Annotated in this window: 16 protein-coding genes and 1 pseudogene; 8 read left to right on the plus strand and 9 right to left on the minus strand. The window is 44.8% G+C overall.

Annotated elements, in window-relative coordinates:
- The first annotated feature begins 80 nt into the window (after positions 1 to 80).
- The 8 genes and pseudogenes from ACU1JV_RS17295 to ACU1JV_RS17330 all read left to right on the plus strand — a co-directional run bounded on the left by ACU1JV_RS17295 (position 81) and on the right by ACU1JV_RS17330 (position 8603).
- Entirely contained in the window at positions 81 to 860 is a 780-nt protein-coding gene (locus ACU1JV_RS17295) for an ABC transporter ATP-binding protein (protein WP_013372981.1), read from the plus strand.
- Entirely contained in the window at positions 826 to 2838 is a 2013-nt protein-coding gene (locus tag ACU1JV_RS17300) for an ABC transporter permease (protein ID WP_413986982.1), read from the plus strand. The genes ACU1JV_RS17295 and ACU1JV_RS17300 overlap by 35 nt, the downstream gene beginning before the upstream one ends.
- A gap of 181 nt (positions 2839 to 3019) precedes the next feature.
- A complete protein-coding gene (locus ACU1JV_RS17305; RefSeq protein WP_413986981.1) occupies positions 3020 to 4129 on the plus strand; it encodes a TolC family protein in 1110 nt (369 codons plus the stop codon).
- Between the two features lie 35 nt (positions 4130 to 4164).
- On the plus strand, positions 4165 to 5625 hold the full coding sequence (locus ACU1JV_RS17310; RefSeq protein WP_413986980.1) for an efflux RND transporter periplasmic adaptor subunit: 1461 nt from the start codon (positions 4165 to 4167) through the stop codon (positions 5623 to 5625).
- Positions 5622 to 6359 carry an ABC transporter ATP-binding protein gene (locus tag ACU1JV_RS17315; RefSeq protein WP_025674208.1) on the plus strand — a complete coding sequence of 246 codons (738 nt, stop codon included), beginning with the start codon at positions 5622 to 5624 and terminating at the stop codon, positions 6357 to 6359. Before ACU1JV_RS17310 ends, ACU1JV_RS17315 begins: the two co-directional genes overlap by 4 nt.
- Complete coding sequence (locus tag ACU1JV_RS17320; protein WP_413986979.1) at positions 6356 to 7570, plus strand: ABC transporter permease; 1215 nt, start codon at positions 6356 to 6358, stop codon at positions 7568 to 7570. The genes ACU1JV_RS17315 and ACU1JV_RS17320 overlap by 4 nt, the downstream gene beginning before the upstream one ends.
- A 142-nt stretch (positions 7571 to 7712) precedes the next feature.
- A pseudogene (locus tag ACU1JV_RS17325) lies at positions 7713 to 8087 on the plus strand (polysaccharide deacetylase family protein); the annotation flags it as partial.
- Between the two features lie 39 nt (positions 8088 to 8126).
- Positions 8127 to 8603, plus strand: a complete 477-nt coding sequence (locus ACU1JV_RS17330) for an RNA polymerase sigma factor (RefSeq protein WP_413986978.1) — start codon at positions 8127 to 8129, stop codon at positions 8601 to 8603.
- A 133-nt stretch (positions 8604 to 8736) separates the two neighbouring features.
- Here the strand turns inward: ACU1JV_RS17330 and ACU1JV_RS17335 are convergent, their stop codons facing one another.
- The 9 genes from ACU1JV_RS17335 to ACU1JV_RS17375 all read right to left on the minus strand — a co-directional run bounded on the left by ACU1JV_RS17335 (position 8737) and on the right by ACU1JV_RS17375 (position 19294).
- Positions 8737 to 10017: an apiosidase-like domain-containing protein gene (locus ACU1JV_RS17335; protein ID WP_413986977.1), complete on the minus strand. Its 1281-nt coding sequence runs from the start codon at positions 10015 to 10017 to the stop codon at positions 8737 to 8739.
- 75 nt (positions 10018 to 10092) lie between these two features.
- Positions 10093 to 11394: a PTS sugar transporter subunit IIC gene (locus ACU1JV_RS17340; protein ID WP_413986976.1), complete on the minus strand. Its 1302-nt coding sequence runs from the start codon at positions 11392 to 11394 to the stop codon at positions 10093 to 10095.
- Between the two features lie 155 nt (positions 11395 to 11549).
- Positions 11550 to 11849 carry a PTS sugar transporter subunit IIB gene (locus ACU1JV_RS17345; RefSeq protein WP_025674198.1) on the minus strand — a complete coding sequence of 100 codons (300 nt, stop codon included), beginning with the start codon at positions 11847 to 11849 and terminating at the stop codon, positions 11550 to 11552.
- Complete coding sequence (locus ACU1JV_RS17350; RefSeq protein ID WP_016324702.1) at positions 11846 to 12202, minus strand: PTS lactose/cellobiose transporter subunit IIA; 357 nt, start codon at positions 12200 to 12202, stop codon at positions 11846 to 11848. The genes ACU1JV_RS17345 and ACU1JV_RS17350 overlap by 4 nt, the downstream gene beginning before the upstream one ends.
- 188 nt (positions 12203 to 12390) lie before the next feature.
- Entirely contained in the window at positions 12391 to 14337 is a 1947-nt protein-coding gene (locus tag ACU1JV_RS17355) for a BglG family transcription antiterminator (RefSeq protein WP_446724609.1), read from the minus strand.
- A gap of 131 nt (positions 14338 to 14468) precedes the next feature.
- Positions 14469 to 16010 (minus strand): glycerol kinase GlpK, encoded by a 1542-nt coding sequence (glpK, locus tag ACU1JV_RS17360; RefSeq protein WP_413986974.1) that lies wholly within the window; start codon positions 16008 to 16010, stop codon positions 14469 to 14471.
- Positions 16011 to 16025: 15 nt separating this feature from the next.
- Positions 16026 to 16961, minus strand: a complete 936-nt coding sequence (locus ACU1JV_RS17365) for a transketolase family protein (RefSeq protein ID WP_413986973.1) — start codon at positions 16959 to 16961, stop codon at positions 16026 to 16028.
- Positions 16962 to 16964: 3 nt separating this feature from the next.
- Positions 16965 to 17810 carry a transketolase gene (locus tag ACU1JV_RS17370; RefSeq protein ID WP_413986972.1) on the minus strand — a complete coding sequence of 282 codons (846 nt, stop codon included), beginning with the start codon at positions 17808 to 17810 and terminating at the stop codon, positions 16965 to 16967.
- 23 nt (positions 17811 to 17833) lie between these two features.
- Positions 17834 to 19294, minus strand: a complete 1461-nt coding sequence (locus ACU1JV_RS17375) for an L-fucose/L-arabinose isomerase family protein (RefSeq protein ID WP_413986971.1) — start codon at positions 19292 to 19294, stop codon at positions 17834 to 17836.
- Between the last annotated feature and the right edge of the window lie 295 nt (positions 19295 to 19589).

A 19589-nucleotide genomic window follows, 5' to 3' on the forward strand; every position in this document is an offset into this window, starting at 1 on the left:
GGTTTTTGTAATGTTAATCGATCGACGCTCTGTTCCGGATGGATTATGATCATGACATAGGAAAAAGAAAGGAATGAACGATGGAGATTGTACGAATGGATCAAGTCACCAAAATATACTATGGTAAGGTTCCACACCGAGCTCTCAACAATATCCATTTAACGATTCAACCAGGTGAGTTTGTTGGCATTATGGGTCCGTCTGGTAGTGGGAAGACAACATTATTAAATATGATTTCGACTATTGATATGCCGACTTCTGGCGAGGTTAGCATTAAAGGGGAAAATCCACATCTGCTCAAGAAGGATAAGCTGGCTTTATTTCGCCGCAAAGAACTGGGGCTTGTATTTCAAGATTATAATTTGTTGGAAACCCTCACTTTGGGAGAGAACATACTGTTTCCTCTGATGCTGAATAAAAAAGGGTTAAAGGAAATGGAGCACAAACTGGAAGAAGTAGCGAAAAAACTGGATATTACAGATGTTTTGGACAAACGGCCTTATGAGGTGTCAGGGGGACAAAAACAACGTGCAGCCATAGGCAGAGCTATGATTCACTCTCCTTCGCTCCTGCTTGCAGATGAACCAACCGGAAATCTCGATTCCAAGTCTTCGCGTGTTGTAATGGAAATGCTGAGCCTTGTCCACCGTGTAGACTATTCTACAATTGTGCTGGTAACACACGGCGCCTTGGAAGCCAGCTATTGCGACCGGGTAATTTTTATTAAAGATGGTGAGTTATATAATGAAATCCGTCGTAGTCATAGTCAGCAAATATTTTTTCAGGAAATCATAGATATGCTCTCCTTTTTGGGGGGAAGTAGACATGCACATGAGCTTTCGTCTGTTAGCATGGAATAATCTCAAACGCAATGCGCGTGCTTACGTTCCTTATTATTTAAGCAGCTCCTTGATGATTACGATTTTTTTCGTATATGCGGTATTTATTTTTCACCCGGATGTCTCGAATGTAATCACAGCAGCTAATGTAAAAAAGGGATTACAGGTTGCGGATCTGTTGATTTTTGTATTTTCCTTTTTTTTCGTATTATACACAAATAATATCTTTGTTGCTGCACGTAAGAAAGAATTTGGTATACTCACCATTTTAGGAGCAAGTCATAGGCAAATTTGTTTTTTGGTAGCTTTTGAAAATCTAATTATAGGCTTTTTATCATTGGTTACCGGGATGATCGGAGGATTTGTTTCAGCGAAGTTTTTCCTGCTTATGGGTTCCAATGTCACAGGAATGTATTTAAGATTTTATTTTCCCTGGAAAGCACTGGCTTTTACAGGAATCGGCTTTATGTTTTTGTTTATATTGATCTCACTTGTGTCTGTTTTCTTTATCCGACGTTTTAAACTACAGCAGCTTTTTAGCAAGGCTCCTCAGCTCAACAAAGAACCTAAAGCTTTTTGGAGTCTGTCCATTCTTGCCATAGTATTAATCGGAGCGGCTGTATATTTAATGAAGCTTGATTTTTCACCCTACATTTATCTGGCACCGTATCGTTTAGGGACCCTTTCCTTTTATATATTGCACTATTCGGTTGGAGACACCTTTAAATATACAATTATAATGGGATCTCTGGGTATTTACTTATTTTATACTCAATCATGTGTACTATTCATTCAATTGCTTAGAGCTAACAGGAAATGGTCTTGGAGCGGATCGCGTTTGTTATGGTTATCTGAGATCACATATAAAATGAGGAATAATGCCGGGCTTTTTTCATTGATTACCCTCATTTCTATCATTTCCTGTGTAGGAGCCGCCTCAACTTTTGACTCCATGCAACAGCAAAAAAGATTTCTTAGGGAGCAATCTTATTCATTTGCATTTACTTCTGATGTTGTAAGTTCTAACGAGCTTGAAAAAGAGATTGACCAAAATCTGTATACGGCTGGAGTGGATTATGGAAAAGGTGAAGTATTAGTCTTCCCTTTTCGGGAACAGATTGCGCCAGTGATGAAACAATCCAACTATGAAGCACTTGCTTCCAAGTTTAAGAAGCTAAAACAGGTACCTACGCTTCGGGAGAATCAAGGTTTTTTCATTATCGATCCAAACGAGATGCCTCTCGAAGAAAAGAAAGCCCTTTTTGAAAAAAAGCTAACTTACAAGCAAGGGAAATCTCATATGATGAATCTTGAGATTATGGATACTAAGACGATAGATCATAACCTGAAGTTTGATGGAAATATCGTCTCTGAACTTGGAAGGCTACTTGTTGTTTCTGATCGAACTTACGACTATTTAATTGAACATCGGTATTTCAATGATCCGTTGGCATTTAAATCTACTTATTATTTTGTGCCAAAATGGAAGAATGGCCAGCTTTCCTTAGAAACTTCTGAAACTCAACAAGAGGTATGGTTGTATTCTGTGTTGGCCAATAAGGTGAATAAAGGGGTGCTTAACTCTAGGGCCGTAGACTATTTGACATCGGAGATGGATCTGGTTATTAGTGAATTTATTGGCGGATTTATCGCCATTATTATGTTGGCAAGTACAGTAAGCCTGCTGTATTTCAGACTATATGTAGATCTTCAGCGAGATGAAGAAATATACCGAGCTTTATCGAAAATTGGACTAAACTCAAGGGAAATGAGACAATCGGCTTCCAGACAAATTGCATTCCTGTTTCTTCTGCCATTAGTCGTATCGTCTATGGGAATGGTGCTTTGTTTAGTGATGTCAGAACCATCTGTAATATATGGAGTACCCGTTCATCTTACGCTGATTCAGATTATGCTGTGCTTCTGGGCCATCCAATTTCTTTCCTTTCTTATTGTACGTTCTCTGTATCTTCGTCAATTAGATTTAAAGATACTATAAGGAAGGATAAGTTGTGTGTAAAAAGTTGCAGAAGGGCAGGACGGTGTTCCTCCTTTCTGGAATGTGCACCGAATAGAAGGTAAGGTCTCAAGTGGGATACAGAAGAAAACACATAATTCATATAACAACTTATTGAAGAACCGACCTTAGTCGTTACCATATTTTTAAAGTGGGGATATCTATGAAAAAACGTATGTTCATTTTATTGCTGCTCGCCTTGTCGGCCAGTTCTTTATCAGAGTCCTTTGTTCAAGCAGAGGAGGCGCAGCAGCAGGTTACCAAAGCAAGTGTGAAATTAACATTGAGTCAAGCCCAGCAGTGGGCACGATCCAATAGTTTTAGCTTGAAGGAAGCCCAGCAAACGATAGATCGCAACCGGATTATGCTGAAAAATGCAGGCAAGAATCTGGATTTCATTCCGGCAGGTCAAGGCAACGGTGAAGAAGATGCGGCTAGTAGTTCAGCATGGAAGGGGTATGCTTCATCGACAGTTTCTTATTTGGAATCCAAAAAGCAAATCGAACTTGCCCAAGATCAGACAGACTACGCTGCCATGAAAAACTATTATGACGTACTTCTGGCTGATAACAAAGTCAAGAGTAGTGAGGATGCACTTTCGCTTGCGCTATTGGAGGAAAAAGCTGCTGAAGCGAAGGCCAACCGTGGGAAAATTTCTCCAGGTGATCGAAGTACGATTATTCAGACTCGTATAGAGGCTCAAAAGAATGTAGACATTGCTAAAGCTGCACTGCAAAAAGCGCAGGATTCGCTTAATACACAAATGGGACAGTCACAAGGAAATTTATATGAACTGGTGGACAGACCCGTTTACCGGAAAATGGATAACACGAATCTGGATACACTGGTGTCGCGTGCCATCTCAGCGAGTCCTTCGGTATGGAGACAGGAGGAGGCAGTCAAGCTAGCAAAAATGGAAATTAAATATTACACGTGGAACTCGGGGACGGATGACTATGAAATTAAACAGATAGATGTAGATTCAGCACAAGGCGGACTGGAAAATACCAAGGATCAACTGGCAGAAACACTGAAGAGTATGTACTTTAACTTACAGCAAAATGAAGAACAATACGAGCAAATGCGAAGTAATCTACAGAACCTTAATAAAGTGTTGGACATTTCTCGCAAAAGAAAGGCACGTGGATTTGCAATAGGTACGGAGGTCGCCACGAATCAGTTGAAAGTAAAGCAAATCGAACGGAATTTGGATGAACTCATTGTTCAAATGACGCTGCTGCAACATGCTTTAAACAAGCCGTGGAGTGTATAGGATTTAGCAAAAATACAATTTAAGGGGATATAACATTGTCGGAAACAGAAAAGAAAGATAAAGATTCATTACAAGTATTAAGAAAAAAAAGAAGAGTGAAAAGGAGCATAGGTATTCTGATCTTGCTCATTATAGCGGGAATTGGCGGTACGCTCTACATGAAAAGGGGCCAGGAAAAGCCTGTGGAGGCTCCGGCGAATCAGGTCGTACAGGTACAGAAAGCTAACATAACCGAGTCGCTTAGCGTTACTGGAACCGTTCAGGCTTCCAAGGAAGTAAATATTAATTTTACAAATGTCGAGGGTGCCAAGCTCGTCGCTGTCAATGTCAAAGCAGGAGATAGCGTCAAGGCAGGTCAGGTGCTAGCACGACTAGATGATTCAGATGCCAGGCTGCAAATTAAGGATGCCGAATCTAATGTCGCAATTGCAAGGGCCAAACTGGACGAAGCCAAGCGCGGACCCAAAACAAATGATATCGAGCTACAGAAAGCAAATGTCTTAAAGGCACAGATGGCGATTAAAACAGCCAAGAACGCGATGGAATTAGAGGAAGCTGCTGCGCAAAAGGAGGCAGCCAAGGTGACTTTGGATAAAGCCCAGAAGGATTATGATGACCAGGCTTATCTGGTTCAGAATGATGCGGCAGCAGAAAGTGACCTGGCGACAGCCAAGCAAAATCTGGATAAGGCAAAACTGGATATGAGCAATGCAGAGCTGCAGTACAAGAAGGCACAGACCAAGCAAACTGAGGCGATCGAAGAGGCGGAAATGGGCTATAAAACAGCATTAATACAATTAAAGACTGCACAGTCCCCACCTGAAGCTTCCAACATCCAATCTGCACAAGCTTCTTTATTGCAGGCTGAAACGGCATTAGAGCAGAAAAAAAGTGTTCTAAGTAAATTACAGGTTACGGCACCGTGGGACGGGATCATTTTGAAGGTCAACGGCGATGTGGGCACTAGTCCTACTGCACCTTTTATTGTCATGAATAACTCCAACACAGGGGTTATGAAGGTTCTTGCCAAGGTGAACGAAAGTGATATTGCTAAATTAAAGACCGGACTTCAGGCGACAATGCACTCGAATTCATTCCCGGACAAACAATTTAAAGGCGAAGTACGCTTTGTTTCTCCAGAGCCGGTGACGGAAGCCAATGTGACTACATACAAAATTGAATTGTCTTTGGATAGCCAAAACATAAGGCTGCAACCGGGGATGAATATGGATGTATCGCTACTGTTAGCTGAACACAAAAATGCGCTGTCTGTGCCATTGTTTGCATTGAGATCTGAAGGCGGTGTAGATGGAGTATATGTGGCGAAGAACGCGGCGAATCCGGCGGATTATGAGTTTAGACCCGTGAAACTGGGTATCTATACAGCGGATCAGGCCGAAATCAAGTCCGGTGTCAAGGAAGGTGAAACCATTGTGATTCCTCCTCAGAACAGCAGTGCTGACCCGAATGGCAGTGGAGGGGGGCAGACACAATGAGTGAAACTCAATTCAATAACACCGTTATTGAAATTAAAGAGCTGAAAAAAAGGTATGAAGTAGGCGGTCAGGAGATTCAGGCTCTACGCAGTGTGAACTTATCTATTAACGAAGGGGAGTTTGTTGCTATCATGGGGCCCTCTGGTTCAGGTAAGTCTACCATGATGAATGTCATTGGTTGCCTGGATCATCCGGATACGGGTAAATACTATTTGGATGGATATTCCATATTGGATGCTCGTGAAAACGAACTTTCAGAGATTAGAAATCAGAAGCTAGGTTTTGTGTTTCAGAAATTCTATCTACTTCCTCGTACTACAGCTTTAGCAAATGTGGAGCTGCCTATGATGTATGCAGGTGTTCCTGGCAAGGAGCGTCGGGAAAGAGCAATAGAGGCGCTTCGGATGGTGGGTCTTGCAGAACGGATGTATAACAAGCCTAATGAGCTTTCTGGTGGCCAGCAGCAGCGGGTTTCCATCGCCCGGGCATTGGTGAATAATCCAGTCATTCTGCTGGCGGATGAGCCTACGGGCGCACTGGACACGAAGACAAGCATCGAGATTATGGAGCTGTTCCAAGGTTTGAATGAACAGGGAAAAACCATTGTGCTGGTTACTCATGAACTGGAAATAGCTGAATATGCCAAACGATTGATTAGCTTTCGGGATGGTAACATTGAGCGAGATGAGCCTATTGCGAATAGACGAATTTCATCAAGGATGGTAAGCCTATGAATGTGATGGAAACGATCCGTGTATCGATGAATAGCTTAACTACCAATAAGATGCGCTCATTTTTAACGATACTCGGTATTATTATCGGGGTGGCAGCGGTGATTGCCATTATGGCTATCGGAAACGGCTCAAAGGCCAGTATTAAGGAGGAAATCAATAAGTTAGGGAATAACGTGCTTCTGGTTGCTCCCGTCATGCCAATGACCGAGGAAGAAATAAATCAGGACACCTTGCCCTCTTTTACTTGGACAGATGTCGAGGCATTGGAACAAAAGAGTTCGATTGCAGCAATGATGCCCCGCATTTCAAACAGTTCAAAAGCTGCGTGGGGTCGATATAACTATAATGCAACCATTGTAGGGACATCTGCTTCATTTTATAAGGCCAAAAAGTTTTCCTTTGCCGAGGGCAGAACATTTACCAACGATGAGATGGATAAACGTAGGAATGTTGCCATTTTGGAAAGCCAAGCGGCTGTGCGTCTTTTTGGTGGGGATACCCAAAATGTGTTGGGACGAACGATTCAAATCAAACAAATCCCTTTCAAAGTAATCGGAGTATTAAAAACCCAGCCTGTTACGAATTTAAGCTACAGTACCAATGATCAAATCTACATCCCTGCTACAACCATGATGAACCGTTTGGGTGAGAAAAACATAACTGGTCTGGAGGTATCCGCCAAGTCACCAGGCTTGATGGGTCAGGCTCAATCAGACATATTGGAAAGCTTGCGTGTGACACATCAGCTGAAACCTTCGGAACCGGATCAATTTCAAGTAATGAGTCTGTCCGAAGCAGCAGGTGCAGCTTCCGGTGTAGATAATATCATGACCAGCTTGTTGGGAGGTGTAGCGGCGATATCGCTCGTGGTAGGGGGAATCGGAATTATGAATATTATGATGGTATCGGTTATAGAGCGCACGAAAGAAATTGGGATTCGAAAAGCCATCGGTGCCAAGCCAAGAGATATTATGGTTCAATTCCTGTCCGAAGCCGTCATTTTTGGTCTGCTGGGGGGGATGCTCGGGGTAGTTACAGGCATAGGCGCCTCCAAAATAATCGAAGCAACAGCACACATGACCATTGAATTTACAATCTCGCCGATCCTATACTCGTTTCTTAGCTCCGCAGGCACAGGCATTCTATTTGGGGTATACCCGGCTTATAAAGCAGCAAGATTAAAACCAATAGATGCATTGAGATACGAATAATTGAATGGGCATATGGTCGCAACATAAAACGTGAACTGCTTCTAGATTTTGGAGGAACAAATACTATGGAAAAAAGCTATGCGCAAAATAGAACCAGAGCTAATCGGATAAAGAGAAATAGAAGAAGAATTCGAGCATTTTTATGAGCGACATTGAAAAAACAAATCAAATTTTAAAACAAATACTGGGGCAGAATTTTTCGACAAGAGTGATTCGATTTCCAGGCGGTCATATGACATGGCAGAAAAACGACCACGATGGTATGAGAGTACTGGACAAAGCTCTACATGATAAGGATTATCATCAGATTGACTGGAATGTGTTACCTAAAGATGCAGAAGGTGCACCTAAGAATGCTGAGCAATTAATTAGCGAATTCATGAGGAATATGGGGAATAGAGAAAAGGTAGTGGTACTCATGCATGACACTTACGGGAAGGAAGAAACAGCCAAAGCCTTGCCTGAAATCATAAGATATTTAAAAAAGCAGGGATATGAATTTAAAACTATCAAGTAACGTACCGATTCAATCAAAACAGAAGGGATAAGCAATAATATGGATATTAAAGACTTGGAGGAGCTATATGTATCTTGCAAATCAGATCTCTTTGGCTATCTATTGAGGATGTTGCATAACAAACAGGATGCTGAAGATTTGTTGCAGGAATGCTTTATTCGGTTCATAAGAGCTTCTCCTGATTTGCCCGAAGATCGTATTCGATTCTATCTTTTGAGAATTGCCAAAAATTTAGCTATAGATTTAATGAGAAAACGAAAAAAAATGGATGAATATACCTTGCGTAAGGAAATGCTCTACTACCACTGGGATACCTTCGATTTTGAAATTCAGGAAGAGGTCAATCGAATTCTTTTGCTGGCTAGTAATACAGAGCAAAGAACAGTACTTGAATTGCGATTAGTCCAAGGATACTCCATAAAGGAAACGGCTAGAATCTTAAACAAGAGTGAAAATGCAGTGAAGTCTTCGCTTCACAGAGCTTCCCAACGTATTAAATTGAGATATATTTCTTAAACAATATGGAGTGCTTGCTTTTTAAAACAAGAAGTAAGACAAACAGTCCCGATGAGAAAATTCTTGATTGCGGGGCTGTTTGTATGTTGTACATAGTAGGTGAAATGGTGAAAAAGGCGGTAGGTAATCACGGTTATTTTCTTATGCCGATCAGCAAGACATCAGCTTCAAAATCATGCATACCAATGATCGTGATTTGCTCTTGCACAGAGATTAAAGCTGTGCCGAAACGACGATTCTCCAGGTCAATGACCGTGAAGTCATATTCACTTAAATCCATGTTTAGCTTCAGCACAGTGTTGATTGGAACGTAGATGGCGACCTTGGTGTAATCGGCGCTTACAGCCGCACGGATTTCTTCCGTATTTTTAAGTACTATGTTCCAAGGCTGCATATCCGTAATTCCATATATCCCGAAGAGCCATTTGGCCAATCCATAATCCCATGCCCCTTCAAACTTAAGTGCAGACTGCCAATCATATGGACTGTCGAATCCCTCCCCAGTTACACCGAACTTTTTGCCTTTCCGATGCCAGCTCCAAATACCGTGGGCTCCATAGGTTATGCCAGCAGACGCCCCGGACAGAAGACTTTGCCAAGCTGCCTTACGAACATCGGCGCGGCTGAAGCGGCCATAGACTTTTCGACTGTAGCCCATCTGTTCATAACAGGGCTCTGAGTTGAGCACCGGTCGGGTGACAGGCTTATTACGGAAGTCCAGTGCGAGTGTATACGCTGTTGGTTGAAAATGTGAATTATGCCCTGACTGGTACATGTAAAAATCCAAATGGGGGTCATCAATAAATTCATCTGGCAGTGAAGCTAATCTTCCTTGAATATGCAGAGTGGTCAGGCACTGCGGGCTGTGCTGTTTGATGGTATGGAGAGCAAGTCGGTAATATTGGTTGGCACGCTCGGAGGGGAAATCGGTGTCACCACTTATAATATATATAGGGTTGAATTTGGAGAACCGATCGGCAACATAACGCACATAAGGTTCCACTGCCCCAAGCGGCATTTTTTTCTCCTCACGAAGCTTGGCAGCCCAGGTATCCGGGATATAATTACACCATAATAGGACCAGTGCAGGAACAAAACCTCTGTTTACAGCCATTTCGATCATCGTCTCGGCTCTGGTAAAATATTCTCCGTTCAACGTATAGAAATTGTAGCTGCCATCCTCGGCATATGCGAAAGGCTCATAGTTCAAATCGCTGCCACTTGCATCCCATTGGCGCAGCATATTGATTTGCAGGACATTGAAGCCCTGACTTTTCCGGTAATCCAGATAATAGGCCCATTCCTCCAGCGTGATGTTGGTAAATGCGCTCCAAACCGTATCGGCCAAATAAAAAAAGGGGTTACCCTCATTCATGAAATATCGTTTGTTCTCAGCTATACTCAGTTGAATCAAAAGCTTCCTCTCCTAACGATTGTCATGACAGAAACGGTGACCGTGTATCCGTCCGCCGCTTCTGCCTTTTTTCTATTATAGGATAACGGGACTTGCTGTGGTTTCACTTGCTTGCTTTTCCAATTGCTCTTGCGCTTCGTGTTCCTTCTTCAGAGCCTGCTTGTCCAGCGCTCTAAAGAACGGATAGTAGATCAGCATACTGATCGGGATGAGTACCAGTTGTGCGGCGGCTAGTTTCCAACTGCCCTCGATGAAGCCCAGAGCAAAGATAGGAGTGCCGAAAGGCGGGTAAATCCCGATTGGTGCGGGCAACAAGCCGATGTTGGTGGCAATATAGCCGAGCACCGCACAAATGATGGGGGCAACGATAAACGGAATGGCTAGCAACGGGTTCAATACCATTGGAATTCCGAAGATCAACGGCTCGTGAATTGAGAAAAAGGTACCCGGAAGACCGAGTTTGCCGATCGTGCGAAGCTGTTTGCTCTTGGCCAGAAAAACCAATAGCAGGGCAAATCCGAGCATCGGTGCATAGTTGCAGAAGATGGACCAGAAGGCCAGCCCGATAATGTTTGGAAGTGGAGCGCCTGCCTGGAAAGCGTCAAGGTTGGCTAGATCCAGGCTCATCCAGATGGGCTTCACGATAGCGAGTATAACAATTGCACCGTGAATTCCGAACATCCACAGAGCCTGCATAATGATCAGCGCGATAATCAAAGCGCCGAGTGATCCGCCCAACCCTTCCAGTGGTATTTGGAGATAAGTGTAGATAAAATCATGAACTGTGCCAAATGAAGTTTGCATGAACAAACCAGCAACGATAACAAACACAAGGGCTACCAAGACGGCCGGGATCAAGCCTGAGAAGGTTTTGACAACGGTAGGCGGGACCCCGTCAGGCATTTTAATCGTCCAATTGCGGTCGACAATCCAAATATACAACCGTGCGGCAATCAAACCGACGATCATGGCAACGAACAATCCCTGCGCGCCGAGCCATTGAAGTGGCAAAGCACGGACTTTATCAAAGGTCTGGATCGGTGTAACAATAAGAAAAGAGAGAAGGGCGGTTGCCGCCGGAACAAGGGGGTCCTTGTCAAAAGCTTGCGCCAGTCTGTAGGCTATAAAAAATACCGCATACAGAGCAATGATGCCGGTGGTCATCGTTGATGCCAACCCGATTATGGCCTTCACGGGCGCAATAAGATTCTGGTAAGGTTCCCAAGCAAGTGCAGAGAAGAGAGTTGCAAATGCTCCGATAATCAGAAAAGGAAGGGTGGACATCAGCCCGTTGGAAATTGCGCTCATGTAACGGTTTTGCTGAATTGTACCCGCCACTTTTTGAAGCTTATAAGAGAATTTTTGTTGGCTAGCCATATTTATTCAACTCCTACTATAGACTTTCATTCGCCTATATAATAACTTAGATAACGCTTTCATTTGATGAAACACCATGCAGGATTATCATATATCGTTGCCCGATTTGACCAACCTCCTTGTTCGGCTGATGAGTGAGCATCTGACTCTGGGCTTTACAGCTTAAGCGCGTCTCCTAGCACTTTTTCGCCGTTCATCATACCGTAGTCTACTATATTGATAACACTTACCTTAATGCCTTTAGGTTCATATTTTGCCTTGAAATCATCCTCCAGGTAACCGACTTGTGGTCCGATCAGCAGTACATCCGTCTTGTCGGCATATTCTTTAAACGAACTTTCGGAAGTAGCCCTGATTTCAACCTCAAGGTTTTGCGCTTGTGCGGCCTTTTGCATTTTCTGTACCAACATACTTGTAGACATTCCTGCAGCACATACCAGTGTAATTTGTTTCATCCGTTGTTCCCTCCGTTGGAAGTGTGATTTGTGATTTCTTCATAGCGATTCAATCTGTTGTAAAGCTCAATCATATGTCCAGCCAGATCTTTAGTTGTGATGGCTGACATAAGATGATCTTGAGCATGTACCATAAGCAGTGTGACTTCATGGACGGTTCCGCCAGCTTCCTGTTGAATCAGCCTCGTTTGTGATTTATGCGCTTTAACCAACTCGGCTTTGCTTTCTTCAAGCCGCTCTGCCGCCAACTGTGTGTTACCTTTTTGAGCAAGAGCGATCGCGTCCATCGCTTTACTCTTGGCAACACCTGAGTTGGTGATAATTCCCATAATGATTTCTTGATACTCCTCCATCTCGTTCACCTCATGCTTTTTTCTCTTTAACTTACAGATTCAGTGTATAGGTTTGCTGCCGAGATCTAAACCCAAGTCTTTTCCGCCAGTAACGGAAATTCATTCATTGCTACTACGCTTTCATTTTAAAAAGCTCCGAAGCAGCACCCGCTCTGTGAATATCAGCCAGATGCACTGCGAAGCTTGGTTCAATACAGCTTATATTTAACGATAATCCTGGAGAATTCCTCGTACGTTTCGCATTTTAACATCTGCTGGACGATATCCGAATTGTCGACCAGTTCCATGAGATGGTTATACATTTTAGACGGTGGCTCTTTACCGTTTTTTTCAATGCTGAGGAGACAGATGAACTGCACTGGTTTGTCGCCCCACTCGATAGGTTGTTGAAGGGTACAGACCGCCCATACGGTTTGATTGCTTTGCGGAATGATAGGGTGAGGAACGGCTACCAAATTTCCGTAAGCCGTGGGTGCAGCCTGTTCTCGTTCCAGAACGAGTCCTATAAAACCTTCTGCAGAGCGGATCAGCCCTTCAGCATATATTTTTTGGCCCAGGAAAGAGATGACCTCTTCCTTGGTGGTAAAATTTTGTCTCAGAAATACGAGTTCCTCCCGAATGTAGTGAAAATCAAACTCGGCTTCACCATCCAGCAAACTTCCGATTTTGTCCATATCGCTGCCGCCAAGAAGTGTCTGCACGACCACGACCGGAACCGATAATGGCAGCTGAATGGGAATGGTGCTCACCACAAAGTCAATGTCATGGAGGGGGACCTGCTGAAGCTTGTAATATTCCGTTGTACCCGCCACTTCAAGCGAGCTGCCAAAAGTGCTTTGCAGTTTGTACTTAAGCAGCCGGGCGCTTCCAACTCCTGAAGTGCAGACGACCAGACAGCGTTTTGGCCGGGTGTTCATACGCTGTCGTTCGATGGCTGCTCCGATGTGAATGGCGAGATAGCCCATCTCCGCTTCCGGGATCGCAATATTCAGCTTGCTCTCGACCAGCTTGGCACCAATGACTCCCGCTTGAAAAGCCAGAGAGTAGTTGCTCTTGACATGCTTCAGCATGGGGTTTCGGATGTTCATCCCGTACTTTACCCGGTTCAGCGCCGGCTTCAGATGAAGGCAGATGCCTATGAGCAGTTCCGTATCACGGCTGATGTTCAGATTCAAATCCCTGTCGATCTCGGCGAGCATTTCCTTGCCTAATTCATAGATGTTCCAGTCCAGCAGCTTCTCGGGTCCCATGTCCTCTATTTGTTGTCCTTCAATTCCGACAAACCACTTGTTTCCGGCAAGATGCATGGCAATGTAGGCGATTTCATCTTCGGGAAAAGACAACTGCAATTCCTTTTCGATCAGCCCGACAATATGCTCGGCAGCCCGAAATTCGTCGGTGCCCCGCAGATCTCCTATTTCCGTCGAGAGCATAGCTACCTGGTTTCCGTCACGAATACGCTTGCAGGCGATTGCAATATGAATAGATAAATTGCTGAACGCGATATCGGAGAGCGTTACTTCATATTTCTGAGTTTGTTCCAGAACGATTCCGCAAATCAGCGTCATTTCGTGCGGGGTGACGATGCGCAGCGCTGCATGAAGTGTTCCGCCTTGTTCTTCGGAACGACTTACAATAAACTCGGACAAGCAAAACCGAAGCTGAACTTCATCACCCTTCAGTTTGACTCCGTAATTTGGCCGTTTGTCAATGGTGATTCCGTAGCTTTGGAGGGTTTGTTTGACCTCTTTGAAATCATTCTGCACCGTAGACTTGCTTATATATAGCTCATCTGCGAGGTCTTCCAGCTTCACATAATGATCAGCGAGCAGGAGACGCTTGATTAAATACAATTGCCGGTAGCCGGGAGAACCTGGATCATCGGGCTCGCCGGACAGGAACAACTGCTGTAGCAGCGCACGAAAGCTACGATTATCCGTAATTTTTAGTTCATATCCCCTTGAACGAACAGGTTCAATTGCTGCCCCGTGCTTGGATAGAAATTCATCCAGTTCCCGGATATCGCTGCGGATGGTACGTGAGGTAACCTGAATCAATTTGGCGAGATAATCACTTTTGACAGGAGCATCGGCAGCCAGCAAGTGCTGAAGAATTGAAACCATGCGTGCATTCATTCAAGGTTTCCCCCTTTCTGTAAAACGGAATACAAGCAGTGTACATAAAAAACCTCCGATTATCCAAGTGTAACACCTGTAAAATAACCGGAAGCTTGTAGTAAGCTCAAAAGTAAATGAGGAAGATTCAATCAATAGTTAGCGGAAGAAGATGGTGTAAGCGGTTGGTCTGAACGTATTACCATCTGCACAGCATTTTGCCAACCTGTATAAAGCCGCTGGCGCCTGACTTCATCCATACTAGGAGTGTAGTGCTCATACAGCTTCTGATCAGAGTTGCTTCCCGAGACGATGCCTTTAGGATCTGACCAGTATCCGACTCCAAGACCGCCCAGATACACAGAGCCCATTGCAGACAGCTCGGCACAGGTAGAGCGGGTAACATGGGTACCCAGAATATCTGCCTGAAACTGCATGAGCCAGCTGTTAGATGAGGCCCCGCCATCTGTACGTAAACTAGTAAGGGGCACACCGGATTGTTCACGTATAAATTCTACCGCATCTCTCACTTGATACCCGATACTCTCCAGCGCTGCGCGCACAATATGTGCTTTACCGTTTCCACGGGTCATACCCACAATTGCAGCACGTGCAGAGGGATTCCAGTAGGGGGCACCTAAACCAACAAAAGCAGGGATCAGATATACGCCCTCATTGTCCTGCAATTCGGTGATCATGGATTGCATTTCCTCAAATGACGAGAATAATCCTAAATTATCCCTTGTCCATTTTATACTGTCTCCGGTCGTACGTATAACGGCTTCCAATGCATAAGTAATCTTTCCTGAAGCCCCCCAGGCAATCGTTGTGACCAGGCCGTCACCGCCCTGCACGGGTTGCGAACCAATATTCATAAGTACGGATGTTCCAGTCCCATATGTCGCTTTGGCGTCGCCAGTCTCGAAGCAACGGTGTCCGTACAGTGCACCCTGTGAATCTCCGATTATGCCTGATATAGCTACTTGTTCGGCCCATAATTCCGCTTCCTGTGTATAGCCATACAAGGCATCGGATGCTTTTACCTCAGGGAGTATGGAGGAAGGAACACCAAATATACTGCACAAATCCATATCCCAAGCCAGCGTGTGAATGTTAAAAAGGGAAGTACGGCTGGCGTTGCTGTAATCGGTTGCATGTATTTGACCGCCTGTAAGTTTCCATAGCAGCCAGCTGTCAATGGTCCCCGCAAGTAGTTTACCTTCAGCAAGCAATTGGGGGGCATGAGGTACATGTTCCAAAATCCAATTGAACTTGGCGGCAGAGAAATAAGGATCGAGCATTAGACCTGTCTTGGAGCGTATAACATCTCCATAGCCAGTATTCTTCAAGCGTGTGCAGACCTCTGCCGTTCGCTGGCACTGCCATACAATGGCATTATAGATAGGCAAGCCAGTAGAACGATCCCAGATCAGAGCCGTTTCTCGCTGATTCGTAATCGTTACTGCGGCCAGCGAGGAGGGAGAAAGTCCGGCTTTCTCCAGTACGCCTTTCGCAGCAATAAGCACATTGTGATATATCTCAAGCGGGTCATGTTCAACCCAGCCCGGCTGTGGGTAATATGGTTTGTGCTCCAAAAAATAACGGGTAATCACATCGCCCTGCTGATTGACCAGCAGAGTTTTGGTTCCAGAAGTGCTTTGATCGATCGCCAGAATATAGGTCTCGATATTCATTACAGCTACAGCTCCTTACTTGTTCATCAATTCGAGCACAATCTTGCTGATATTGTCAGAGGTAAGTCCATAATGTTCAAAGACTTCAGTTGTTTTGCCGGCAATCGCCGGTTCATCCGGTATGCCCAGCACTTTCATAGGAACCGGTTGATGTTGAACCACCACTTCTGCTACGGCAGCACCCAAGCCTCCGAATACACTATGCTCCTCCACGGTGACAATACCTCTCGTTTCCCGGGCTGCGGCGATGATCGCTTCCTCATCAAGTGGCTTGATGGTGTGCATATTGAGAACACGAGCTTTCACACCCATCTGCTGGAGCAACTCAGCCGCATCCAGAATGATACGGACGGTCTCACCAGCGCCAATCAGAGTAATGTCTGATCCTTCTCGCAAGGTGACAGCTTTTCCAATCTCAAATGGATAATCATCGGACGGATAGATATCCTCAACAGCATTACGTCCGATCCGTACATATGCGCCTCCTTCATGCTGAACCAGCGCTTCGGTCATTTTCTTGGTTTCATGACGATCGGCGGGGAGTAAGACCATCAAACCAGGAATCGCTCTGGCCACAGCAATATCTTGGACAGAGTGATGGGACATCCCCAGTGCGCCGTAGCTAACACCACCGCTTATCCCAATCAGTTTTACATTGGTTCCGGAATAAGCTACATCTACCTTGATTTGCTCAATACTACGCATGCTCAGGAAGCAGGCAGGAGAGGTGACGAACGGCTTTTTACCGCTGTGTGCGAGTCCGGCAGACATACCGACGATATTTTGCTCGGCAATGCCTACTTCCACAAATTGTTCCGGATAGGCATCGGCAAAGGGGGCCATAGCAGCAGAGCCGCGAGAATCACTAGCCAACACCATAATATCCCGATCCTCTTTGGCAAGACTAAGCAACGTTTCACAGATGACCTGACGATTAGGGATTTTGTTCATTGTTTATCTCACCTGTCCTTCCCCGGATAATTCGTCTATTTCTTGCGTTAGTTCCGCCAGTGCGCGTTCAAGTTCATCATCACTTGGAATACGATGGTGCCAGCCTGGAACACCCTCGGCAAAGGATACTCCTTTTCCCTTGATCGTGTTTGCCAGCACCAACGTTGGTTTGCCTTCAATTTCGGGGACATTGCGGAATGTATGGATTAGTTCCTCCATGCTGTTGCCATCAATGGAGATAACATTCCAGCCGAAGGCGGTCCACTTCTCCTCCAGCGGCTCAAGTCCCATAACCTCCTCGGTTGTACCGCTGATTTGCAGGCCGTTGCGGTCAATGATGCCGACAAGATTATCCAGTTTGTAATGGGCACCTGCCATAGCGGCTTCCCAATTGGAGCCTTCAGCTTGCTCTCCGTCACCCATTAGACAGAATACACGGTAGGATCGCCCGTCACGCTTGGCAGCCAGTGCCATGCCGACGGAGATGGGGAGGCCATGGCCCAATGCGCCTGTATTCATCTCAACACCGGGAACCTTATTGTTCGGATGCCCAATCAGACGGGTACCGAATTGGCTATAGGTTTTCAGTTCTTCTTTAGGGAAGAAACCAAGGTCTGCCAGAATACACCATAAAGATTCGACGGAATGTCCTTTGCTGGCAATAAAGCGGTCGCGTTCTTCCCATTTAGGATTAGCGATATCAATATTCATGATTTCGTAGTATAGGGCGGTGAGTATATCCGTATTGCTCAGCGAGCCTCCCGTATGCCCTGTTTTGGCACGATGAATAATGGTGAGCAGGTCCTTACGGATTTGTGCGGCTTTGATTTTCAAGTCTAGGATTTCCATAGTGTCCTCCTGAAAAAATATAGTTAAACCAGAATATCCGACTTGGTGACAGCGAGATCGGAACCACGCAACCAGCGTTGGATTTCCTGTTCGGTAGGATCGACCGGATCTGCCTTAACACCTGGAAGGTAATTGCAGGCCTCGTACAGAGCCGGGATGACGTTAGCGTGAATGCCAACAGAGTGATGGACGTAAGGACCTTTGACGAGTTTTTCTTCCCATAACGGCCAGTCGTTGACTTCTACCCAGACATACGAGCCGCGGGTATAAGGTCCCTCAATTCCTTTAGCTTTGCCGAGGAAAATGGAATAATCTCCATGATCACCATCAAAACGAGCGATGGTCATGCCGCCGCCTTTGATTTGTCCTTCATGTGTGCCTGGTGCGTGATCATCGAACAGGAAGTGCTTGCGCAGTTTGGGTTTGTTCTCAATAGACATGGAGACTGGAAAGTTTCCGCAGTGGAATAAAAGTTCTCCATTGTCATTCTCAGGGTGACGTACTGTAATATCAGCAAAAAAGGTTGGCAGTTCGTTCATCGCAGCCGCTTGCACCATAACCGAAGTAATAGCTCCGTGAATATCGGTTTCGCAGGTGACCGGAATTTGTTCATCTGTCAAAATAGCATTTGCCAGACAAGGCATAATTCCCATGGCTTCCTGGAGGGAGGACCAGCATTGGATGGCGATAGCTGTACTTCCCGTTTCGATAGCGTAGGATTTCATGGCTACTTTAAGTGCAGCGATACGTCTGATATCTTCTTCGGTGACTTCACTGTAGTCCAGCTTCTCTTTGATATAATCAATCGCTTCTGAAAGCTCAGCACTGCTTCCGGAGGCAATTTTCTTTGAACGGAGCTGAATATCTACTAGTGTGATTGGATGAATTTCAATACCGAATCGCTCCAACAGTTCCCCTTCATTGCAGATCATGGTCCAAAAGGAAGCAGGACGAGGACCTATTTGGAGAATCCGTAAACTCTTGAACTGTCGTACTACATTGGCAGCCGAGATAAAGTTGTTAAAGCCTCGTTCAAATACCGGATCAGCTACACGACTGTTTGTGATATAGGTAAAAGGGACATTAAAGCGGCGAAGCACTTTTCCGCTGGCGAACAATCCACACTGGGTATCCCGCAATCTCATCCCGTCGGCTAGAGGAGCCTCATCACGTGGACCCCACAATAGAACCGGCTTGCCAATCGCCTTGCCCACACGGGCAACCGTATCCTCGGTACCAAAATTGCAGTGGGGGAAGAAAACGGCGTCTACTTCCTCTTCCTTGAAACGTTTGATAATCAAGTCTGCGTTAATATGATCGTCATACAGTAAACCTTCTTCATTAAGTCCTTCCAAATCCACGATGTCCATGTTCATTCCGAAGCTCTCGATTTGTTTGCGAATGGCAACTTTGTAGCGGAATGCATCCTCAGCACTGAAGGTGAATCGTCGAGTAGGCGCATACCCCAGTTTCAGCTTTTTCATGAATAACTCTCCTTGTACTAGAAGTAAACAAATTAAAATCACACTAAACAAAACTAAACTATTGTGTACGAATTATATAAAGTTTTATTTTCAAAGTCATCGTATCACCTCTATAAACCGCTGTCAATTAGTCTGTTTATAAAAATTTAGGTGTTTAGTTTAGTTATTTTTCGAAAATAAACTAAAAAAATGTATTTGATTTAGAGTGAATCACGTATGTATCATATCTATTAAATTTGACAGGCTCCTAAATCTTTGTTAGAGTTTCAAACAAATATGAATAACCTTTTCATGG

Source organism: Paenibacillus sp. T2-29 (assembly GCF_052921365.1).